Here is a 16,645-nt window from a genome sequence, read left to right as displayed (position 1 = left end):
CTCTACTGTGGATTCTACGTGGTGGCTTAAGCTGTGCTATCATCGCGATGAGACTAATTAGGAAGCCACTATGTCTGTTGATCAGCGCTTAATTTGGATTGACCTAGAAATGACGGGTTTAGAGCCTGAGGTTGATACCATTCTTGAAATTGCCACCATTGTTACTGACGCCGAACTTAATGTATTGGCCGAGGGGCCTAGCATCGCCATTCACCATAGTGAGGAAGCGTTAGCTGCTATGAATGAATGGTGTATAGAGCATCACGGTCGTTCAGGGCTGACCGAAAGATGTCTACGCAGCCACGTTGATCTTGCTAAAGCCGAAGCGGAGACGATTGAATTTCTAAAACAGTGGGTGCCCAGCGGCGTCTCACCGATTTGTGGCAATTCAGTTGGTCAAGATCGTCGATTCTTAGTGAAGTATATGCCGGCACTCGAAGCGTATTTTCACTACCGTATGATCGATGTTTCTACGCTCAAGGAATTGGCTCGTCGCTGGAGCCCTGCCACGCTTGATCAGGTACATAAGAAAGGCTCACACCTTGCCTTAGATGATATTCGGGACTCTATCGCCGAGTTGGTAGTCTATCGAGAGCAGCTTTTTAAGCTCTAGGTTCTGGGTTCTGGGTTCTGGGTTCTGGGTTCTGGGTTCTGGGTTCTAGGCTCGTTTACTTTTGCGGCGACGCTTGCGGCGCGACTCCTGGCGTTCGATAGCCCACTGAATATGTTCGTTGAGCAGTTCGCTGATATTCTCCGCGAGGCGCTGTTTAAGCAAGGAGATATGTTCGTCGCTACTTGGGGCGTTACCGAGGCCGATTGCCAAATTGCGCAGGAAATTGTGATAGCCAGATCTCCGTAATGGCGAGCCTACGGTGGCTGTCAAAAACTCCTCCTCATTCCAGCGAAATAACCGCGATAGATCCGCACTGTCCAGATCGTTCCTCGGCGAGAAATCGACTTCATTGGTGGTAGCGGGCTGTTTGTTCCAGGGACAGATAATTTGACAATCATCACACCCAAAAACCCGATTGCCAATCGCCTCACGGAATTCGAGTGGAATGGGGCCGGTATTCTCAATGGTTAGATACGAAATACAGCGCTTCACTTCTAGCTGGTAGGGCGCTATGAACGCGTCGGTAGGGCAAACCTTCAGACAAGCTTCGCAATCGTCGCAGCGGTCCGCATCATCGGGTTGATCAATCGGCAATTCAAGATCCGTATAAATTTCCCCCAAAAAGAAGTAGCTGCCATCTTCAGGGTGGATAATTAACGAGTTTTTACCTACCCAGCCATGACCAGCCTTGCGAGCGAGTGCTTTTTCCATCACCGGCGCCGAGTCCACTAGCGCCCGCTGAGTACTGTTGGGAAAGGCCTCGGAAATTTTGGCTGCCAACTTAGCGAGACGCTTACGAAACAGTTTGTGATAATCGCGGCCCAAGGCATAGCGCGAAATGTAGGCCGCGTTTTCGTTCTTTAGCGGAGCAATAAGGTCAACGTCTTCAGGTAAATAGTTAAGTCTTACTGAGATCACCCGCTGAGTGCCTTCCAAAAGAGAATTAGGGGTGTAGCGCATGTCGCCATGGTCCGTCATCCACTCTAATGGCATGTGCATATTATTGCCGAGCCATGCCTTCAGGCGTGCCGCATCCAATTCGAGATCCGTATCGGTGATACGAAGGTCATTGAAGCCTAGCTCCGTGCCCCAGGTCTTTATTTGTCGGGCTGCCGTTTGCAGATTAAGAGGGTGTGATTCGGTCATAACACTCACTTGGGGTGACGTTGAAATTTCTGCTATCAACAACAGAGACGAATTGCGAATCTTAGCGTATAAAGCGTAGACAATCACGATTTCACTCATGGAGATAATGATATGAATAAAGCTAATCTAGCTACTTTGACTTTAGGTATCGCGCTAAGCTCGGTTGCTATCGGTGCGGGTGACCCCGTCGCTGGGGAAGCAAAGGCCGCCGTCTGTACTGCCTGTCATGGCGCAGATGGTAAGGCCGTGATTCCAGGGTACCCAAATCTAGCGGGGCAGAATGAGCTCTACTTGATCAACTCAATCAAAGCTTACCGAAGTGGCGATCGAAAACCCGTCGGTAACGGTGCAGTGATGGCCGGCCAAGCAGCGGCGTTATCCGATGCGGATATCGAAAACCTTGCCGCCTATTACGCAGCGATGGCTAACTAACTGTAAAACTAGCCTTGCAACTCGCTTTGTAACACGGAACACTGGTTATAAACGAAGCGGAGATTAGCCATGTTGCATTGGCAGCCCACCCTATCAAGTGACAACGTAAAGCTGCTTGATAGGGATTTTCAACAGGTAGAACGCATATCCGGCTATTCCCTCATGAAACGGGCATCTCACTGCTGTGTGGAGCTTATCCAGACACATTTCAATCCCCAGCACTGCATCGTGCTATGTGGCGGTGGTAATAATGGTGGCGACGGTTGGCAAATAGCCGCCGAACTCAAAGAAACGGGTTGGTCCGTGGAGGTTGTCACTGTGGTAGACCCAGGGTCACTCATGGGCGACGCTAAATTAGCCTTCGAAGCGGCTGCCCAGATTGGGGTATCTTGGCTGAATTGGTCTAAAGGTGTGGCGTTTAATGCCGATCTACTCGTCGACGCGCTAATTGGTGTGGGCTTCGAACCTCCCTTAAAACCCAACTTAAAGACACTGTTTCAAAATGTTATAGACAGTGACATTCCTGTCCTTGCCGTGGACTGTCCCTCGGGCTTAAATGTTGATACAGGAGACGCCGTCAATGCAATTCCTGCAAAAGTCACCGCAACCTTCCTCAGCTTGAAACCGGGTTTGCTTACCGGGGGCGGCAAAGAGGTTGCTGGGCAAGTAGAAAAATTTGACCTAGGTTGCCATGCTCGATTCATTGAACCCTATCAGCGCCAGGCCGAACTGTTAATATCCGTAGATTCATTGCCCGCGCGCTCGATCAATCATTTTAAACACCAAGCAGGGCATGTTGTCGTCTATGGCGGCGCACGGCAAACTGCGGGAGCCGCCATACTCACGGCGGAAGCGGCACTATTTAGTGGTGCTGGGTTGGTAACGTTGGCTACCGATGAGCTAGGACAAGCTGCCATCAATGCTCGCCGGCCCGAAATTATGGTGTGTCGCCATGAACAGCTAGAGCATATTGCGTCGCTCTCTGTTTTGGCACTGGGTCCAGGTTTGGCTGACGATGACCATAGCCCGCTGACGCTTTGCCATCAATTAGATTGCCCTGCCGTCCTGGATGCCGGAGCGCTCAGGCTGTTGGCGACGAAGCCAAGCTTTTCTAACCAGTGGGTGTTAACACCTCATACAGGTGAAGCCGCGGCGCTATTAGGAGTTTCTGCAGCGGCCGTAAATGCTGATAGAATAACAGCCGCTAAGCAGATACAGCGGAGATTTGGTGGTGTTGTGGTGTTAAAAGGCCCGGGAACCATTGTGTGTGACGCGGATAGATGTATCATCAATTCATCGGGTAACCCAGCGCTGGGCGTGGCCGGTTCGGGCGATATTCTCACCGGAGTGATTGCGGCGCTTCAGGCACAGGGACTTACTCCCTTTGAGGCCGCCGCCGCTGGCGTATTTTGGCACGGTAAGGCAGCCGACCAGTGGCGAGACAATCATGGCGAACGCGGATTAAGTGTGAGTGAATTATTGGTGCTCATTCGAGCGCATATCAATGGAGTAGAGTTAGGCACATGTGGTTAGCAGACGAGGCCGCTACAATTGCGCTAGGGAAGAGCATAGCGCGTGGCTTACAGGGTGGAGCAGTGGTCTTTCTTCGCGGGCACCTAGGCGCGGGTAAAACCACGCTCAGTCGTGGTATTTTACAAGGCTTCGGTCATGCTGGCGCGGTGAAGAGTCCAACCTACACGCTAGTAGAACCCTACGACCTCAAACCGTGGCAACTTTTCCACTTCGACCTATACCGCTTGGGTGATCCCGAAGAATTAGAATACATGGGTATTCGTGATTACTTTTCGGATCGAAGTATCGCGCTGATTGAGTGGGACGAACGTGGAGCAGGAATGTTGCCTTCGCCGGACTTGATCATTAATTTGAATGCGAAGAATGAAGGCCGGGAAGTTAGTTTTGAACATCGCAGTGAGGCGGCAAAGAATTTGGTTGCGGCCATTACGTCGCAGGATGGCCAATAATGATACTGCGTAACGGTTGTATTGCCCTTATTCTGATCTTTATTAGCGCCGCTAGTCTCGCTAACACGGTGCAGGGGATCCGAACTTACCACGCCCCGGATAACACCCGCATCGTGTTCGATATGAATGAAGCAGCCTCCTACAGCTCCTTCGCGTTAGATAATCCTAGCCGTTTTGTGATTGATATTGAGAGGGGTAGCTTACTTTCTCACGTAGGCCTACCCAGCTTTGAAGAAAGCAGCAGTGTGGATGGCTTACGCTATTCAACCAGTGACGACAAACTGCGCATAGTCATTGATTTAAGCCGTAGTGTAGGGGTTAAAACCCTTACTCTTGGTGCAACGGCTGATGCGGGCCCTCGGCTGGTGGTCGACGTTCCTGAAGTCGACGCGCCCTCTTCCGTTATTGCCGTTGATACCTCCGCTAACCGTAACATTAGGGTAGTTGTGGATCCCGGTCATGGCGGTGAGGATCCCGGTGCCTCTGGGCCCGGAGGCTTGCGAGAAAAAAATGTTGTCCTCGATATCGCCAAACGCTTAGTGGATAAGCTTAACGCAACGGCTGGCTACGAAGCCTACTTAACCCGTGATGGTGATTACTATATCCCGCTGCGAGGGCGAAACGACATCGCCCGTGAGCGGCAAGCCGATCTCTTTATTTCAATTCATGCCGACGCTTTTACCAACCCTCAAGCTAACGGGGCATCGGTGTTTGCGCTATCCGAGAGCGGTGCCACGTCCGAGATGGCAAGGTTTCTCGCCGAGTCCGAGAATCAGTCGGACTTGGTTGGCGGCGTTAATCTCGTAGATATGGAAGATCAAATCCTCGCGGGCGTACTGCTCGATCTTTCGATGACCGGAACGCTGTCTCACAGTCTCGAGGTGGGTGCAGAAGTGCTTGATGAAATCGGCGGTATCGCTCGTCTGCATAAGCGACGTGTAGAGCAAGCGGGTTTTGTAGTGCTGAAGAACCCAGATATTGCTTCGATTTTGGTCGAGACCGGTTTTATTTCGAATCCCGGGGAAGCGCGCAAATTGGCGACGAGAGATTATCGCAGCAAGATGGCGCAGCGTATCTTTAACGGAGTCGACGCCTATTTCCGTGCTCTTCCTCCTGCTGGCACGCTGCTAGCTGCCTATAAGACTGGCTTGATTCGCGAGCATACGGTTGCGCCGGGCGATTCGCTTGGTTTGATTGCTCAGCGCAACCGCGTTAGCGTTCAAGCCATCAAAACGGCGAATAATTTGAGCACCGATGTGATTCGCATTGGTCAAACCTTAATCATTCCTAACGAGTAATATGACTAAAATTCGTACCCTCACTCCTCGGCTAGCAAACCAAATTGCTGCGGGAGAAGTTGTTGAACGGCCGGCCTCGGTGGCAAAAGAGCTGTTAGAAAATGCGTTAGACGCTGGCGCAACTCGTGTTGATATTGATGTGGAGCAAGGAGGCGTTAAGCTCATTCGTGTTCGCGACAATGGTTCCGGCTTAGCATCGGATGATCTACCCTTAGCTCTATCCCGCCACGCAACGTCAAAAATCTACCAGCTCGACGATCTTGAGGCGGTTACTTCCTTGGGTTTTCGCGGTGAGGCGCTCGCATCGATAAGTTCAGTGTCGAAGCTGTTGATGAGTTCGAGTGAAGATGGTGAAGAGGCGTGGCAAGCTCGAACTCAGGGCGCTGATATGGTGCCTGAGTTAAGCCCTGCCTCACACCCTCAGGGAACCACGGTTGAAGTCCGAGATCTCTTCTTCAATACGCCAGCACGACGCAAATTTCTGCGTACTGAAAAAACTGAGTTCGGGCGGATCGATGATACTTTCAAGCGCATAGCGCTTGCCAATTTTAGTACGAACTTCACGCTGAGGCACAATGGTAAGGCGGTTCACTCGCTTCGCTCTGGAGAAGACCAATTATCCATGGAGCGCCGAATTGCAGAGCTCTGTGGCAGGGCGTTTATGGAAGATGCGATTCACGTTAACGTCGCGGCGTCGGGATTGAAATTATGGGGTTGGTTAGCCAAGCCTACATTCTCTCGTTCTCAGGCAGACCTTCAGTACTTTTTTGTCAACGGTCGAGCCATCAGAGATCGTGTAGTGAGCCATGCGGTTCGTCAGGCATACCGTGATGTGCTGTTCCACGGGCGCCACCCAGCATTTGTCCTGTATTTGGAGTTGGATCCAGCAACCGTTGATGTGAACGTGCACCCAACTAAACACGAAGTCCGTTTCCGCGATCAGCGTCTCGTCCATGACTTCCTATTTCGGACGCTCCATAGAGTCATTGCGGATTTAAAGCCAAGTGACTCGCTACCCGGCGCGATGGATGCATCGGCAATGCAATCAGCGTTGGCGAATGAAGCAGTTGTTAACGCAATTAACGAGCAACGCCCACTGGGTTTTGCGAAGGCGGCGGACGCTGCCGGTAGCACTGGGAATTTTGGCGCTGGCTATCAGCCTGCGCCACCCAGTCAGAATAGCGATTGGAAGGGGCTATATTCTGACACTACCTCGGCGGCTGAAAGCGCTGACCTAACTTCAGTAGCCCCCTATTCGCCTCAGCCGTTGAGCGAAACCAGCGCCGCAGATATTCCGCCCCTTGGCTTCGCAGTTGCGCAGCTAAAGGGCATCTACATTCTTTCGGAGAATGAGCAGGGACTTATTGTGGTTGATATGCACGCGGCTCACGAGCGCATTACCTATGAGCGTATGAAAGCCGATTTTTCCGCCAATGGATTGTTAGCGCAACCGCTGCTTGTGCCCCAGAGTTTAGCGGCGTCAGCAGGCCAGGTAGAAGCGGCAGAGGAACATCAACTCCTGTTTAAAAAGCTCGGCTTTCAGATTGATGTAGTCAGTGATGAAAGTTTGATTATTCGTCAGGTTCCAGTGCTGTTAAGTCAGGCGAATATCGAACAGCTCGTCTATGATGTGCTGGTGGATCTTGAGAAATACGGCACTTCCGATCGTATTGAAGCGCATGTGAATGAATTACTTTCCACCATGGCCTGTCACGGATCAGTCCGAGCGAATCGAAAGCTTACGATCCCGGAAATGAATGCCTTACTTCGTGACATGGAAGAAACTGAACGCAGCGGCCAGTGCAACCACGGCCGCCCTACATGGGCGCTTATGACCTTGAACCAACTTGATAAACTCTTCCTTCGGGGTCAGTAGCGTGAGTTCATTGGCGACAGATCGCGTCGGCTTTTTGATGGGCCCTACTGCATCGGGAAAGACCGCACTGGCTATCGAGCTCTATAAGACCGGCGGCTTTGATATCATCTCGGTGGATTCGGCCATGGTATATCGTGGTCTAGATATTGGTAGCGCCAAGCCCTCAGCGGAAGAACTTGCTCAAGCGCCGCACCGTTTAATTGATATTCGCGACCCAGCTGATGCTTATAACGCGGTAGACTTCCGTAATGATGCGTTACGTGAAATTGAGCGCAGTCATGCCCGCAATCGGACGCCGCTCTTTGTGGGCGGCACCATGCTTTACTACAAAGTGCTGTTAGAAGGTGTAGCAAATATGCCGTCTGCTGACCCAGCGGTGCGCTCGGCGGTGGAGGCCATTGCAGAGGATCGTGGTTGGCAGGCTGTGCACGAGTTACTTGCTCAGGTTGACCCCACTGCCGCAGAACGAATTCACCCCAATCATTCCCAGCGTTTGTCGCGCGCCTATGAGGTGTTTCTACAAACCGGCAAACCCCTAACGCAGTGGCACACCGAGCAGAAAAAGGATGACCTGCGTGAACGTTACAACGTTCGGCAAATGGCAGTTATGCCAGCCGATCGAAAAATACTTCATCGGCGCATTGAGCTGCGTTTCGCCCAGATGATGGAGCTTGGTTTCGAAACTGAGGTGACCGCACTGATGAATCGAGGGGATCTTCATCTCGATTTGCCTTCTATGCGCTCCGTGGGCTACCGGCAAATGTGGCTTTACTTGGCTGGTGAACTTAGCTTTGATGCGATGAGGGAGCAGGTTCTCGCGGCTACTCGGCAGCTGGCCAAACGACAATTTACCTGGCTCCGTGGCTGGGAGGATGTTTTTCACCTCAATGTTTCGGGAACCCCTGATTGGGACAGTCTAAATAATGTCGCTTTGCGCTACTATCAGCAGGACTAACGGTGGTACACTTCGACTTGCGAAGAATTAATTCGCCATTTTTTTGGCAGTCATGCTATACCTAAGTTTGCTATAGTCGTTTTAGATTGCTTAATCACTCAAGGAGAAAGTCATGTCAAAAGGGCATACCCTACAAGACCCTTATTTAAACGTTCTTAGAAAAGATCGCATTCCTGTGTCAATTTACCTCGTCAACGGTATTAAGTTGCAGGGTCAAATTGAGTCGTTCGACCAGTTTGTTGTCCTCCTTAAGAATACAGTTAGCCAAATGGTCTACAAGCATGCAATTTCAACAATTGTCCCTGCTCGTGCCGTGCGCGTTCCAGTTGCTAATCCAGCTGAGGCTAGCGACGCTGAATAAGGAAAGATATTCCTTTGTTTTTTGATCGACCCGACTCAGGTGAACTTGCCGTTCTAGTTCACCTTGAGTTCTCTCAATTAGAATCTTCCGAAGACCCCCGCGAATTTGAAGAGCTAGTTCTAGCAGCTGGCGGTGATCCTGTAGCTTTTATTACTGGAAAGCGAGCAATGCCCACCGCAAAATATTTTGTTGGTACCGGTAAGCTTGAGGAAATTCGTGCAACGGTTGAGCAGGAAGCCGCCCAACTTGTTATTTTCGATCACAACCTAAGCCCGTCACAGGAGCGCAACATTGAAGCGCAATTGGGCTGTAGAGTGCTTGATCGAACTGGCTTGATTCTTGATATTTTCGCTCAGCGTGCACGGACCCATGAAGGGAAGCTGCAGGTTGAGCTGGCTCAGTTACGCCATATGTCTACACGTTTGATTCGCGGTTGGACGCACCTGGAGCGTCAAAAGGGTGGTATTGGTCTGCGTGGTCCGGGTGAAACCCAGTTGGAATCTGATCGGAGAATGCTCCGCGAGCGTATACAGTATATTGAACGCCGGCTTGATAAAGTACGTAAGACTCGTGCCGAAGGTCGTCGCTCTCGCACACGTGCATCAGTACCTACCGTGTCGTTGGTTGGTTATACTAACGCGGGTAAAAGCACGCTGTTCAATCGCCTTGCTAATTCAGACGTCTTTGCAGCGAATCAGTTGTTTGCCACGCTAGATCCCACTATGCGTCGGATTGAGGTTGAAGATGTGGGGCCAGTAGTGTTAGCTGATACCGTTGGTTTTATCAGCCACCTGCCGCATCGCTTAGTTGAAGCGTTTCGCGCCACGCTAGAAGAGGCGGCTTCAGCCGATCTATTGATCCATGTCGTTGATGCGAGTGAGATGGGGCGGGATGAACAAATTGCGCACGTTGATGAAGTATTGGAGGAGATCAAAGCTAAGGAACTTCCTACGCTGATGGTGTTCAACAAGATTGACCTCTTGGGCTATGAAGAGGGGCGCATCGATCGTGACGAACATGGCGTGCCGTGGCGAGTATGGGTTTCCGCCGTCACGGGCGCGGGTATTGGTCAGTTGGCGGCGGCGCTACGAGAGCGCTTGGGCACCGGGGTCATTAGTGCTCGGTTGGAGCTACAGCCCTCTCAGGGGCGGCTACGTGCTGAACTCCATAATCGGGGTGTCGTGACTAGTGAAGCTTACTTAGATAATGGTAACGTCAGTTTGGATGTCAAAATTAGTACAATTAACCTTGCTCAGATGCGAGCTCACGACGCCGAGGCGGATGGGGCTTTCGCGGCAGCTGGACATCCGAAGCCGAAACCAACGCTATTCTAATTTGACGCAGCACTTCGGTTACTGCGGTAGTAATTGCTCCGGCAAATGACTATATTTGCATACATAACAATTTGCTTAACGATATTGGAGAAAAATTATGGCTTGGAATGAGCCCGGCGATAAAGGCCGTGACCCTTGGGGTGGCGGCAATAAGAACGACGGCCCACCGGACCTTGACGATGCACTGAAACAGCTGAATGACCGCCTGCGCGGCCTGTTCGGTGGTGGCTCATCAAACGGTGGCAAAGGTGGTTCAGGATCCTCCATGGGGATTGTTGGGCTGGTTATCGCTGTCGTGATTCTTCTGTGGGGTGCCTCGGGCATCTACCAAGTGAACGAACAGGAACGCGGCGTAGTCTTGCGTCTGGGAATGTTCCATGAAGTCGTCGGCCCTGGTCTGCAGTGGAATCCGCCATTAATCGATGATGTAACGATCGAGAACGTGACGAACCTCCGTCCTCACCGCACCAGCGGCCGTATGTTGACCAAAGATCTCAACTTGGTCGAAGTAAGCATCTCGGTGCAGTATCGCATTTCTGATATTCAAAACTTTGTACTCAAGGTTGATAACCCTGAGCGATCTTTGCGTGAAGCGACCGATTCGGCGCTACGCCAAGTCATCGGTGCAACGGATATGGACGCGGTGCTTACGGATGGTCGAGCAGCGATTGCGACGGAAGCACGTGTTCGCCTGCAAGAACTAATGGATGTCTATGATACGGGGATCGAGGTGACTAAAGTTGCCATTGAGCAATCTGAAGCGCCTGCGGATGTTCGCGATGCGTTTAATGATGTTAGCCGAGCGCTTGAGGATCGGGACCGACTAAAGCAGGAAGCTGAAGCCTACGCGCTAGGTATCGTTCCTATTGCGCGTGGTCAAGCGCAGCGAGTCTACCAAGAGTCGGAAGCATATCGTGATCGAGTGATTGCGGAAGCGGAAGGTGAGACAGCGCGTTTCAATTCTCTTCTCGTTGAATACCAACGAGCGCCGGAAGTTACTCGACAGCGCTTATATATCGATATGATGCAAGATGTCCTCGGTGACAGTAACAAGGTCATGATCGATGTAGAGGGTGGTAACAATATGATGTACCTTCCACTTGATCGCCTGATGCAGTCCAACGCACCTCGTTACAACCTAAGTGAAACTAGCATGCGCGAAGCGCAGGCAACACTAGAGTCGCTGCGAACCCAGCAACCAACCGAAGTTCCAAATAATGCGAGAGGTCCACGCCGATGAGCTCGAATAAACCAGTTTTTGTCCTAATTGGCCTGTTAGTTCTCGCTTTCATTACGTCGAAGTCTTTGTACGTGGTGTCGGAAACTGAGCGTGCTGTGAAACTTCGTTTTGGTAAGATGGAAGAGGCGGATATTGCACCAGGCTTACACCTGAAAGTACCGTTTGTTGAGGATGTTCGCTTCTTCGATGCGCGAGTTCAAACTCTGGATGCGCCACCGGAAGACTTCCTAAACGCCGAAAAGAAATTGTTAACCGTCGATTCATTTGCGAAATGGCGAATCATCGATGTAGACCGCTACTACACTTCAACTAACGGTGATGTGCGCAGAGCGGCATCATTATTGGCGCAGCGTATTTCAGAGGGTTTGCGTAACGAGTTTGCCCTGCGCTCGCTTTCTGAAGCAGTAGCGTTAGAGCGTGACGAAATGATGGAAGATCTGACTGCTGGTTTGGTAGATGCTACCCGAGAGCAACTGGGGATTGAAATTGTTGATGTTCGCGTCAAGAAAATTGAACTACCTAACGATGTTTCGAGCGACGTTTTCCGCCGCATGCGCGCGGAGCGTGAGCGTCAGGCTCGTGAATACCGTTCACAGGGGCAGGAAGTTGCGGAGGGTATTCGCGCTGATGCTGATCGTCAGAAAATCGTTATCGAAGCAAATGCATACCGTGATGCGGAGATTCTTCGCGGTGAGGGCGATGCCCGTGCGGCGGCTATCTATGCAGAGTCCTACGGAAAAGATACCGAATTTTACACCTTCTGGCGTTCCCTAGATGCTTACCGTAATACTTTCAACCGTGATGGCGATATCATGGTTTTGCAGCCAGATTCAGAATTCTTCAATTACCTGAAGGACTCTAAAGGCCAGGCTGACTAAAAAAGGTTAGCCGCCCCGTCTATAGGGTGGTAGAATCCGTTAACCGGGCTTGCCCGGTTTTTTTGTGCAAGAAAATCGCCTTTTTGGTGTGCTAAATTCAGCATTCAGTCGGGCGGAATTATTAAGGAATAGAGTTGAGATGAGTAGCGTTAATCGTTGGTTACTTCCGGAGGGCATTGAAGAGCTATTGCCTGAGACCGCGCGTCGTGTTGAATTCCTTCGTCGGCATTTGCTCAACCTTTATACCTCATGGGGATATCAACTGGTTATCCCGCCTCTCGTCGAATTTACCGAATCACTTCTGTTAGATCAGAATAGTGACTTGGACCTCAAAACGTTGAAGGTGATGGACCGAATTAGCGGCAAAATGATGGGGCTCCGAGCCGATATCACTGCGCAGATTGCTCGTATCGATGCCCACACCATGCGCTGCTCCGGTGCCAATCGTCTCTGCTATGCCGGCTCCGTAGTTCATACTACACCGTCTGCGCCGCTCGCATCACGCTCGCCCATTCAAATTGGTTGTGAGTTGTACGGCGAACCCTCGGTCAACGGTGACGTAGAGGTCATGTCGTTAATGTTGCAAACACTTACGACCATTGGCGTGGCCGACTTAACGCTCGATCTTGGACATATCTCCATACTCGAAGAATTACAGTTGGCGGCGAACCTCAGCGAGGTCGATCGTGAAGCCTTGGCTGCGGCGTTGAAGACAAAGTCGCTTGCTCAGACTGATGCGGTACTGGCTAATTTGCAGATAAGCACAAAAATTCAGCAGCAACTTCGCGCTGTTGCTACTATTCAAGGTGGTAGCGATGCGCTGGTTGAATTAGATGGGCTGTTACGCGGCACGACTAACAACTTAGATGTAGCGTTGGATGAGCTACAAACGAGTTTTAAGGCGATAACTAAACGCTTCCCATCGGTTGCCGTATTTATTGATCTGACAGAGATGCGTGGCTTTGACTATCATACAGGACTCGTTTTTTCGGCATTATCTAGTGCCTCAGGAAAGCCATTAGCCAACGGCGGCCGATACAACAATATTAGTCACCAATTTGGGCGTGATCGGGCGGCAACAGGGTTTAACTGCGACTTGAAGGCGCTTAGCCTCGTTGCAACTGTTGAGCAGCCGGATAGCCAAGTGCCGATTCACGTTTCCGCTTCAGCGGTTGAGGAATTATGGCAGGAAATTGAAGTACGTCGCCAAAAAGGCGACATCGTAGTTGAAGGTGATGCACCGAGAGGTGGCCGACAGCTAATTTATCGAGATCAGCGCGCAGTGCTGATTGATCTTTAACTTGTAAAACGACTGGCAGAGATACCATGGGAAATAATGTAGTTGTACTTGGCACGCAATGGGGTGACGAGGGCAAGGGTAAAATTGTTGATTTATTAACGGATCGCGCGCAAGTAGTTGTTCGCTTTCAAGGCGGCCACAACGCTGGACACACGTTAGTAATTGACGGCAAAAAGACCGCTTTGCACCTGATTCCGTCAGGAATTTTGCGCGAAAAAGTTCACTGTGCCATTGGTAATGGTGTAGTCGTTGCGCTCGATGCGCTTCATAAAGAAATGAAGGGCCTCGAAGGCAATGGCGTGCCGGTTCGTGAACGTCTCACCATTTCGAACGCCTGCCCACTGATTCTGCCTATTCATGTGGCGCTTGATGTAGCACGAGAAAAGGCCCGTGGCGCTAAAAAGATCGGCACCACCGGTCGTGGTATTGGTCCGGCATACGAAGATAAGGTAGCGCGTCGCGGCCTTCGCCTGGGCGATGCACTCAATCCAGAACTATTCGCTGAAAAGCTCAAAAGTGTTATGAAGTACCACAACTTCATGCTAACCGAGTATTACGGTGAAGAAGCAATCTCTTATGAGCAAACACTTCAGGAAACGCTAGCAATGGCCGAAGATCTTCGACCATTAGTCGCTAACGTGACTGAATTACTTCACACCTATCGTGAGAATGGCGCAAATATCATGTTCGAAGGCGCTCAGGGTTCATTGCTTGATATTGATCATGGCACCTACCCTTTTGTAACCTCGTCGAATACTACCGCCGGTGGCACTGCGACAGGTTCTGGTGTCGGTCCGCTTTATCTGGATTACATTTTAGGGATCACTAAAGCCTACACAACCCGTGTTGGTTCCGGTCCTTTCCCCACCGAACTCTTTGATGATGTCGGTGCTCGCCTAGCAGAACGCGGCCACGAATTTGGCACCACTACCGGCCGTGCACGTCGTTGCGGTTGGTTTGATGCCGTGGCGCTTAAGCAAGCGGTTCGTATCAATTCAATTTCCGGTATTTGCTTAACTAAGTTGGACGTTTTAGACGGGCTAGAAGAAGTGAAGATTTGTACGGCTTACCATAATGCTAACGGTGAGTCAGTTGCAGCGCCTACCTCTGCAGACGAATACGAACTTATTAAGCCAGTGTATGAGTCGATGCCCGGTTGGACTGAGAATACCGTGGGCGCTACGTCTATGGATCAGCTTCCTCAGGCAGCGCTGGATTATATCGCCCGCCTTTCGGAAGTATGTGGCGTTCCTATCGATATCGTTTCTACGGGCCCAGACCGAGTTGAAACGGTAGTATTGCGCCATCCTTTCGAAGCATAAGCTACATTGAGAATCGCAAAAGGCGCCTACTTTAGGCGCCTTTTTTGTGTCTGATATTTGTATGCCATCGATACGTTTTCGGGAGGCTATTACATAGTTGGTGTCGCAGGATTGCTCGAGTGATCCTGCGCTAGCTCATTCTCGATGTCTTCAATCACATCCTGAACTTGTTCAAGGTCTAGTGTTCTCATTCCAATCGCGATAAGAATGGCAAGGAGCAGCTGGGCACCTAGCGTGCCAGTGGTAATCTTAGTGCGCAGTGTACCAGGACGCTGATGAATACCCATGACTTCTAGCCGCTCGGAGAGCTCTTTATACTCCATCCCCTTTAGTACCATCTGAGAGCGGATTAGGCGTTTGAGTGCCTCACGCAATGCGGGGGTGTCATAATTGCTGCCAGCCATATCCAAATTACCTTTTGTTAAACATACTTAATATTACGATAGTTGATAATTAATTTGAAGTTATATTAACTATGTGTTAATAATAGTTAACAAATAATACAAAAAAGGAGTTTTATAATGGATATCGTATCGATAGTCATACTGATTGTAGCGGTCATTACCGTATTAATGTCAATTAAAATGGTTGATCAGGGTTGGATGTACACCGTGGAGCGATTTGGTCGCTACACCAAAACCATTGGTCCTGGAATTAATTTCATTGTTCCAGTCGTTGATAAGATTGGTCGCAAACAGAACATCATGGAGCAAGTATTGGATGTTCATCCTCAAGAGGTTATCTCCCGTGACAACGCCATGGTCACAACCGATGCCGTGTGTTTCTTCCAAGTTATTGACTCGGTGAAAGCCTCCTATGAAGTGAATGACCTTGAGCGCGCTATGCAGAATTTGGTGATGACCAATATTCGTGCGGTACTCGGGTCTATGGAGTTAGATGAAATGCTGTCCAGTCGCGATAGGATCAATATGGCACTCCTGGAAAAGGTTGATGAAGCCACTGACCCTTGGGGTGTGAAGGTAACACGTATTGAAATTCGTGATATTACTCCGCCACGTGACCTCGTAGATTCCATGGCAAACCAAATGAAGGCTGAGCGCGATAAGCGCGCCGCTATCCTGGTTGCACAAGGTGTTAGGGAGGCAGAGATCCAGCGAGCGGAAGGCGAAAAACAAGCCGAGATTCTTCGCGCAGAAGGTGCTCGAACCGCTGCGTTCCTTGAGTCTGAGGCGCGTGAACGAGAAGCTGAAGCCGAGGCAAAGGCAACTCGAGTAGTCTCTGAATCTATTGCAGCCGGCGACATTAATGCTATCAACTACTTCGTCGCACAAAAATATACACAAGCGCTTACTGAAATTGGTAGTGCGGAAAACTCTAAAGTGGTATTGATGCCGCTTGAGGCAAGTAGCTTAATTGGTTCGCTGGACGGAATAAAAAATGTACTAGCTTCAACCAAAGAGTAAGAGGAGCTAATTATGGATATTGAAATTCTATGGTGGCATTGGATAGTCCTAGCTGGAGCGTTAATCGCACTAGAGCTGCTAGGGGCTGCGGGTTTTCTAATGGGAATAGCAGTGGCTGCCCTAGGCACGGGATTATTAGTCGCCTTAATTCCCATTGGATGGGAGTTGCAGTTATTGGCCTTTGCGCCATCAGCCGCATTGCTCTCATTCCTGTATATAAAACGATTCAAATCCTTCAATGAGAAAACGGATCGTCCGCAGCTTAATAACCGTTTAGCGCAGTTGATCGGTCACGAAGGTAGCGTAGTCAATGTTGGCGCTGCTAGCGTGAAGATTCAGATTGGCGATAGCCTCTGGTCAGTAGTGTGTGATGAGTCACTTGAGGTTGGAGATAAGGTGGTGATTACCGCATTCAGCGGTGATACGTTGCAGGCAAAGAAGGCGTGTCATTGACGCGCCTTTCTCTTACTCAAAGACCTCTTAA

General features: G+C 50.4%; 17 protein-coding genes. 15 read left to right on the top strand and 2 right to left on the bottom strand.

Features of this window, described 5'->3' with window-relative positions; genetic code table 11:
- The first annotated feature begins 70 nt into the window (after window positions 1-70).
- Window positions 71-613 (top strand): oligoribonuclease, encoded by a 543-nt coding sequence (orn, locus tag Q0698_RS01790; protein ID WP_298633131.1) that lies wholly within the window; start codon window positions 71-73, stop codon window positions 611-613.
- Window positions 614-658: 45 nt separating this feature from the next.
- On the opposite strand, the gene queG is transcribed toward orn, so the two are convergent.
- The gene (gene queG, locus Q0698_RS01785; protein ID WP_298633129.1) at window positions 659-1,759 is read right to left on the bottom strand and encodes a tRNA epoxyqueuosine(34) reductase QueG; all 1,101 of its coding nucleotides are present in this window, start codon (window positions 1,757-1,759) and stop codon (window positions 659-661) included.
- A 111-nt stretch (window positions 1,760-1,870) separates the two neighbouring features.
- Here queG and Q0698_RS01780 point away from each other — a divergent pair, with 111 nt between their 5' ends.
- The 12 genes from Q0698_RS01780 (at window position 1,871) to Q0698_RS01725 (ending at window position 14,737) form a co-directional block, all read left to right on the top strand.
- The gene (locus Q0698_RS01780) at window positions 1,871-2,191 is read left to right on the top strand and encodes a cytochrome c (protein WP_298633127.1); all 321 of its coding nucleotides are present in this window, start codon (window positions 1,871-1,873) and stop codon (window positions 2,189-2,191) included.
- Window positions 2,192-2,260: 69 nt separating this feature from the next.
- Window positions 2,261-3,724 (top strand): NAD(P)H-hydrate dehydratase, encoded by a 1,464-nt coding sequence (locus Q0698_RS01775; RefSeq protein ID WP_298633125.1) that lies wholly within the window; start codon window positions 2,261-2,263, stop codon window positions 3,722-3,724.
- Window positions 3,715-4,173, top strand: coding sequence for a tRNA (adenosine(37)-N6)-threonylcarbamoyltransferase complex ATPase subunit type 1 TsaE (tsaE, locus tag Q0698_RS01770; protein WP_298633123.1), 459 nt, complete (start codon window positions 3,715-3,717; stop codon window positions 4,171-4,173). Before Q0698_RS01775 ends, tsaE begins: the two co-directional genes overlap by 10 nt.
- On the top strand, window positions 4,173-5,471 hold the full coding sequence (locus tag Q0698_RS01765) for an N-acetylmuramoyl-L-alanine amidase (RefSeq protein WP_298633121.1): 1,299 nt from the start codon (window positions 4,173-4,175) through the stop codon (window positions 5,469-5,471). The genes tsaE and Q0698_RS01765 overlap by 1 nt, the downstream gene beginning before the upstream one ends.
- 1 nt (window position 5,472) lies before the next feature.
- Complete coding sequence (gene mutL, locus Q0698_RS01760; protein ID WP_298633119.1) at window positions 5,473-7,347, top strand: DNA mismatch repair endonuclease MutL; 1,875 nt, start codon at window positions 5,473-5,475, stop codon at window positions 7,345-7,347.
- 10 nt (window positions 7,348-7,357) lie between these two features.
- The gene (gene miaA / locus Q0698_RS01755) at window positions 7,358-8,302 is read left to right on the top strand and encodes a tRNA (adenosine(37)-N6)-dimethylallyltransferase MiaA (protein WP_298633117.1); all 945 of its coding nucleotides are present in this window, start codon (window positions 7,358-7,360) and stop codon (window positions 8,300-8,302) included.
- Window positions 8,303-8,414: 112 nt separating this feature from the next.
- Entirely contained in the window at window positions 8,415-8,663 is a 249-nt protein-coding gene (gene hfq, locus Q0698_RS01750) for an RNA chaperone Hfq (protein ID WP_121875610.1), read from the top strand.
- Window positions 8,664-8,677: 14 nt separating this feature from the next.
- On the top strand, window positions 8,678-9,997 hold the full coding sequence (hflX, locus tag Q0698_RS01745) for a ribosome rescue GTPase HflX (protein WP_298633115.1): 1,320 nt from the start codon (window positions 8,678-8,680) through the stop codon (window positions 9,995-9,997).
- Window positions 9,998-10,094: 97 nt separating this feature from the next.
- The gene (gene hflK / locus Q0698_RS01740) at window positions 10,095-11,237 is read left to right on the top strand and encodes an FtsH protease activity modulator HflK (protein WP_298633113.1); all 1,143 of its coding nucleotides are present in this window, start codon (window positions 10,095-10,097) and stop codon (window positions 11,235-11,237) included.
- Window positions 11,234-12,115 carry a protease modulator HflC gene (gene hflC / locus Q0698_RS01735; protein ID WP_298633111.1) on the top strand — a complete coding sequence of 294 codons (882 nt, stop codon included), beginning with the start codon at window positions 11,234-11,236 and terminating at the stop codon, window positions 12,113-12,115. The genes hflK and hflC overlap by 4 nt, the downstream gene beginning before the upstream one ends.
- Before the next feature lie 139 nt (window positions 12,116-12,254).
- Window positions 12,255-13,415: an ATP phosphoribosyltransferase regulatory subunit gene (locus tag Q0698_RS01730; protein ID WP_298633109.1), complete on the top strand. Its 1,161-nt coding sequence runs from the start codon at window positions 12,255-12,257 to the stop codon at window positions 13,413-13,415.
- A gap of 26 nt (window positions 13,416-13,441) precedes the next feature.
- Window positions 13,442-14,737, top strand: a complete 1,296-nt coding sequence (locus tag Q0698_RS01725) for an adenylosuccinate synthase (RefSeq protein ID WP_298633107.1) — start codon at window positions 13,442-13,444, stop codon at window positions 14,735-14,737.
- A gap of 89 nt (window positions 14,738-14,826) precedes the next feature.
- On the opposite strand, the gene Q0698_RS01720 is transcribed toward Q0698_RS01725, so the two are convergent.
- Window positions 14,827-15,141: a DUF6471 domain-containing protein gene (locus Q0698_RS01720; RefSeq protein WP_298633105.1), complete on the bottom strand. Its 315-nt coding sequence runs from the start codon at window positions 15,139-15,141 to the stop codon at window positions 14,827-14,829.
- A gap of 117 nt (window positions 15,142-15,258) precedes the next feature.
- On the opposite strand from Q0698_RS01720, the gene Q0698_RS01715 reads away from it, so the two are divergent.
- Entirely contained in the window at window positions 15,259-16,161 is a 903-nt protein-coding gene (locus Q0698_RS01715; RefSeq protein WP_298633104.1) for an SPFH domain-containing protein, read from the top strand.
- A 12-nt stretch (window positions 16,162-16,173) separates the two neighbouring features.
- A complete protein-coding gene (locus tag Q0698_RS01710; RefSeq protein ID WP_298633102.1) occupies window positions 16,174-16,614 on the top strand; it encodes an NfeD family protein in 441 nt (146 codons plus the stop codon).
- Window positions 16,615-16,645: the final 31 nt, after the last annotated feature.

Source organism: uncultured Umboniibacter sp. (assembly GCF_947497555.1).
Taxonomy (GTDB): Bacteria; Pseudomonadota; Gammaproteobacteria; order Pseudomonadales; family DSM-25080; genus Umboniibacter.
Note: the sequence above shows the minus strand (reverse complement) of the source record. Positions and strands in the feature narration are given on the sequence as shown.

Coding starts and splice junctions, on each gene's coding strand:
- mutL (WP_298633119.1), top strand. CDS start 5,473: ATGACTAAAATTCGTACCCTCACTCCTCGGCTAGCAAACCAAATTGCT.
- Q0698_RS01725 (WP_298633107.1), top strand. CDS start 13,442: ATGGGAAATAATGTAGTTGTACTTGGCACGCAATGGGGTGACGAGGGC.
- tsaE (WP_298633123.1), top strand. CDS start 3,715: ATGTGGTTAGCAGACGAGGCCGCTACAATTGCGCTAGGGAAGAGCATA.
- hfq (WP_121875610.1), top strand. CDS start 8,415: ATGTCAAAAGGGCATACCCTACAAGACCCTTATTTAAACGTTCTTAGA.
- hflK (WP_298633113.1), top strand. CDS start 10,095: ATGGCTTGGAATGAGCCCGGCGATAAAGGCCGTGACCCTTGGGGTGGC.
- orn (WP_298633131.1), top strand. CDS start 71: ATGTCTGTTGATCAGCGCTTAATTTGGATTGACCTAGAAATGACGGGT.
- Q0698_RS01720 (WP_298633105.1), bottom strand. CDS start 15,141: ATGGCTGGCAGCAATTATGACACCCCCGCATTGCGTGAGGCACTCAAA.
- hflC (WP_298633111.1), top strand. CDS start 11,234: ATGAGCTCGAATAAACCAGTTTTTGTCCTAATTGGCCTGTTAGTTCTC.
- Q0698_RS01730 (WP_298633109.1), top strand. CDS start 12,255: ATGAGTAGCGTTAATCGTTGGTTACTTCCGGAGGGCATTGAAGAGCTA.
- Q0698_RS01715 (WP_298633104.1), top strand. CDS start 15,259: ATGGATATCGTATCGATAGTCATACTGATTGTAGCGGTCATTACCGTA.
- Q0698_RS01765 (WP_298633121.1), top strand. CDS start 4,173: ATGATACTGCGTAACGGTTGTATTGCCCTTATTCTGATCTTTATTAGC.
- Q0698_RS01710 (WP_298633102.1), top strand. CDS start 16,174: ATGGATATTGAAATTCTATGGTGGCATTGGATAGTCCTAGCTGGAGCG.
- Q0698_RS01780 (WP_298633127.1), top strand. CDS start 1,871: ATGAATAAAGCTAATCTAGCTACTTTGACTTTAGGTATCGCGCTAAGC.
- queG (WP_298633129.1), bottom strand. CDS start 1,759: ATGACCGAATCACACCCTCTTAATCTGCAAACGGCAGCCCGACAAATA.
- Q0698_RS01775 (WP_298633125.1), top strand. CDS start 2,261: ATGTTGCATTGGCAGCCCACCCTATCAAGTGACAACGTAAAGCTGCTT.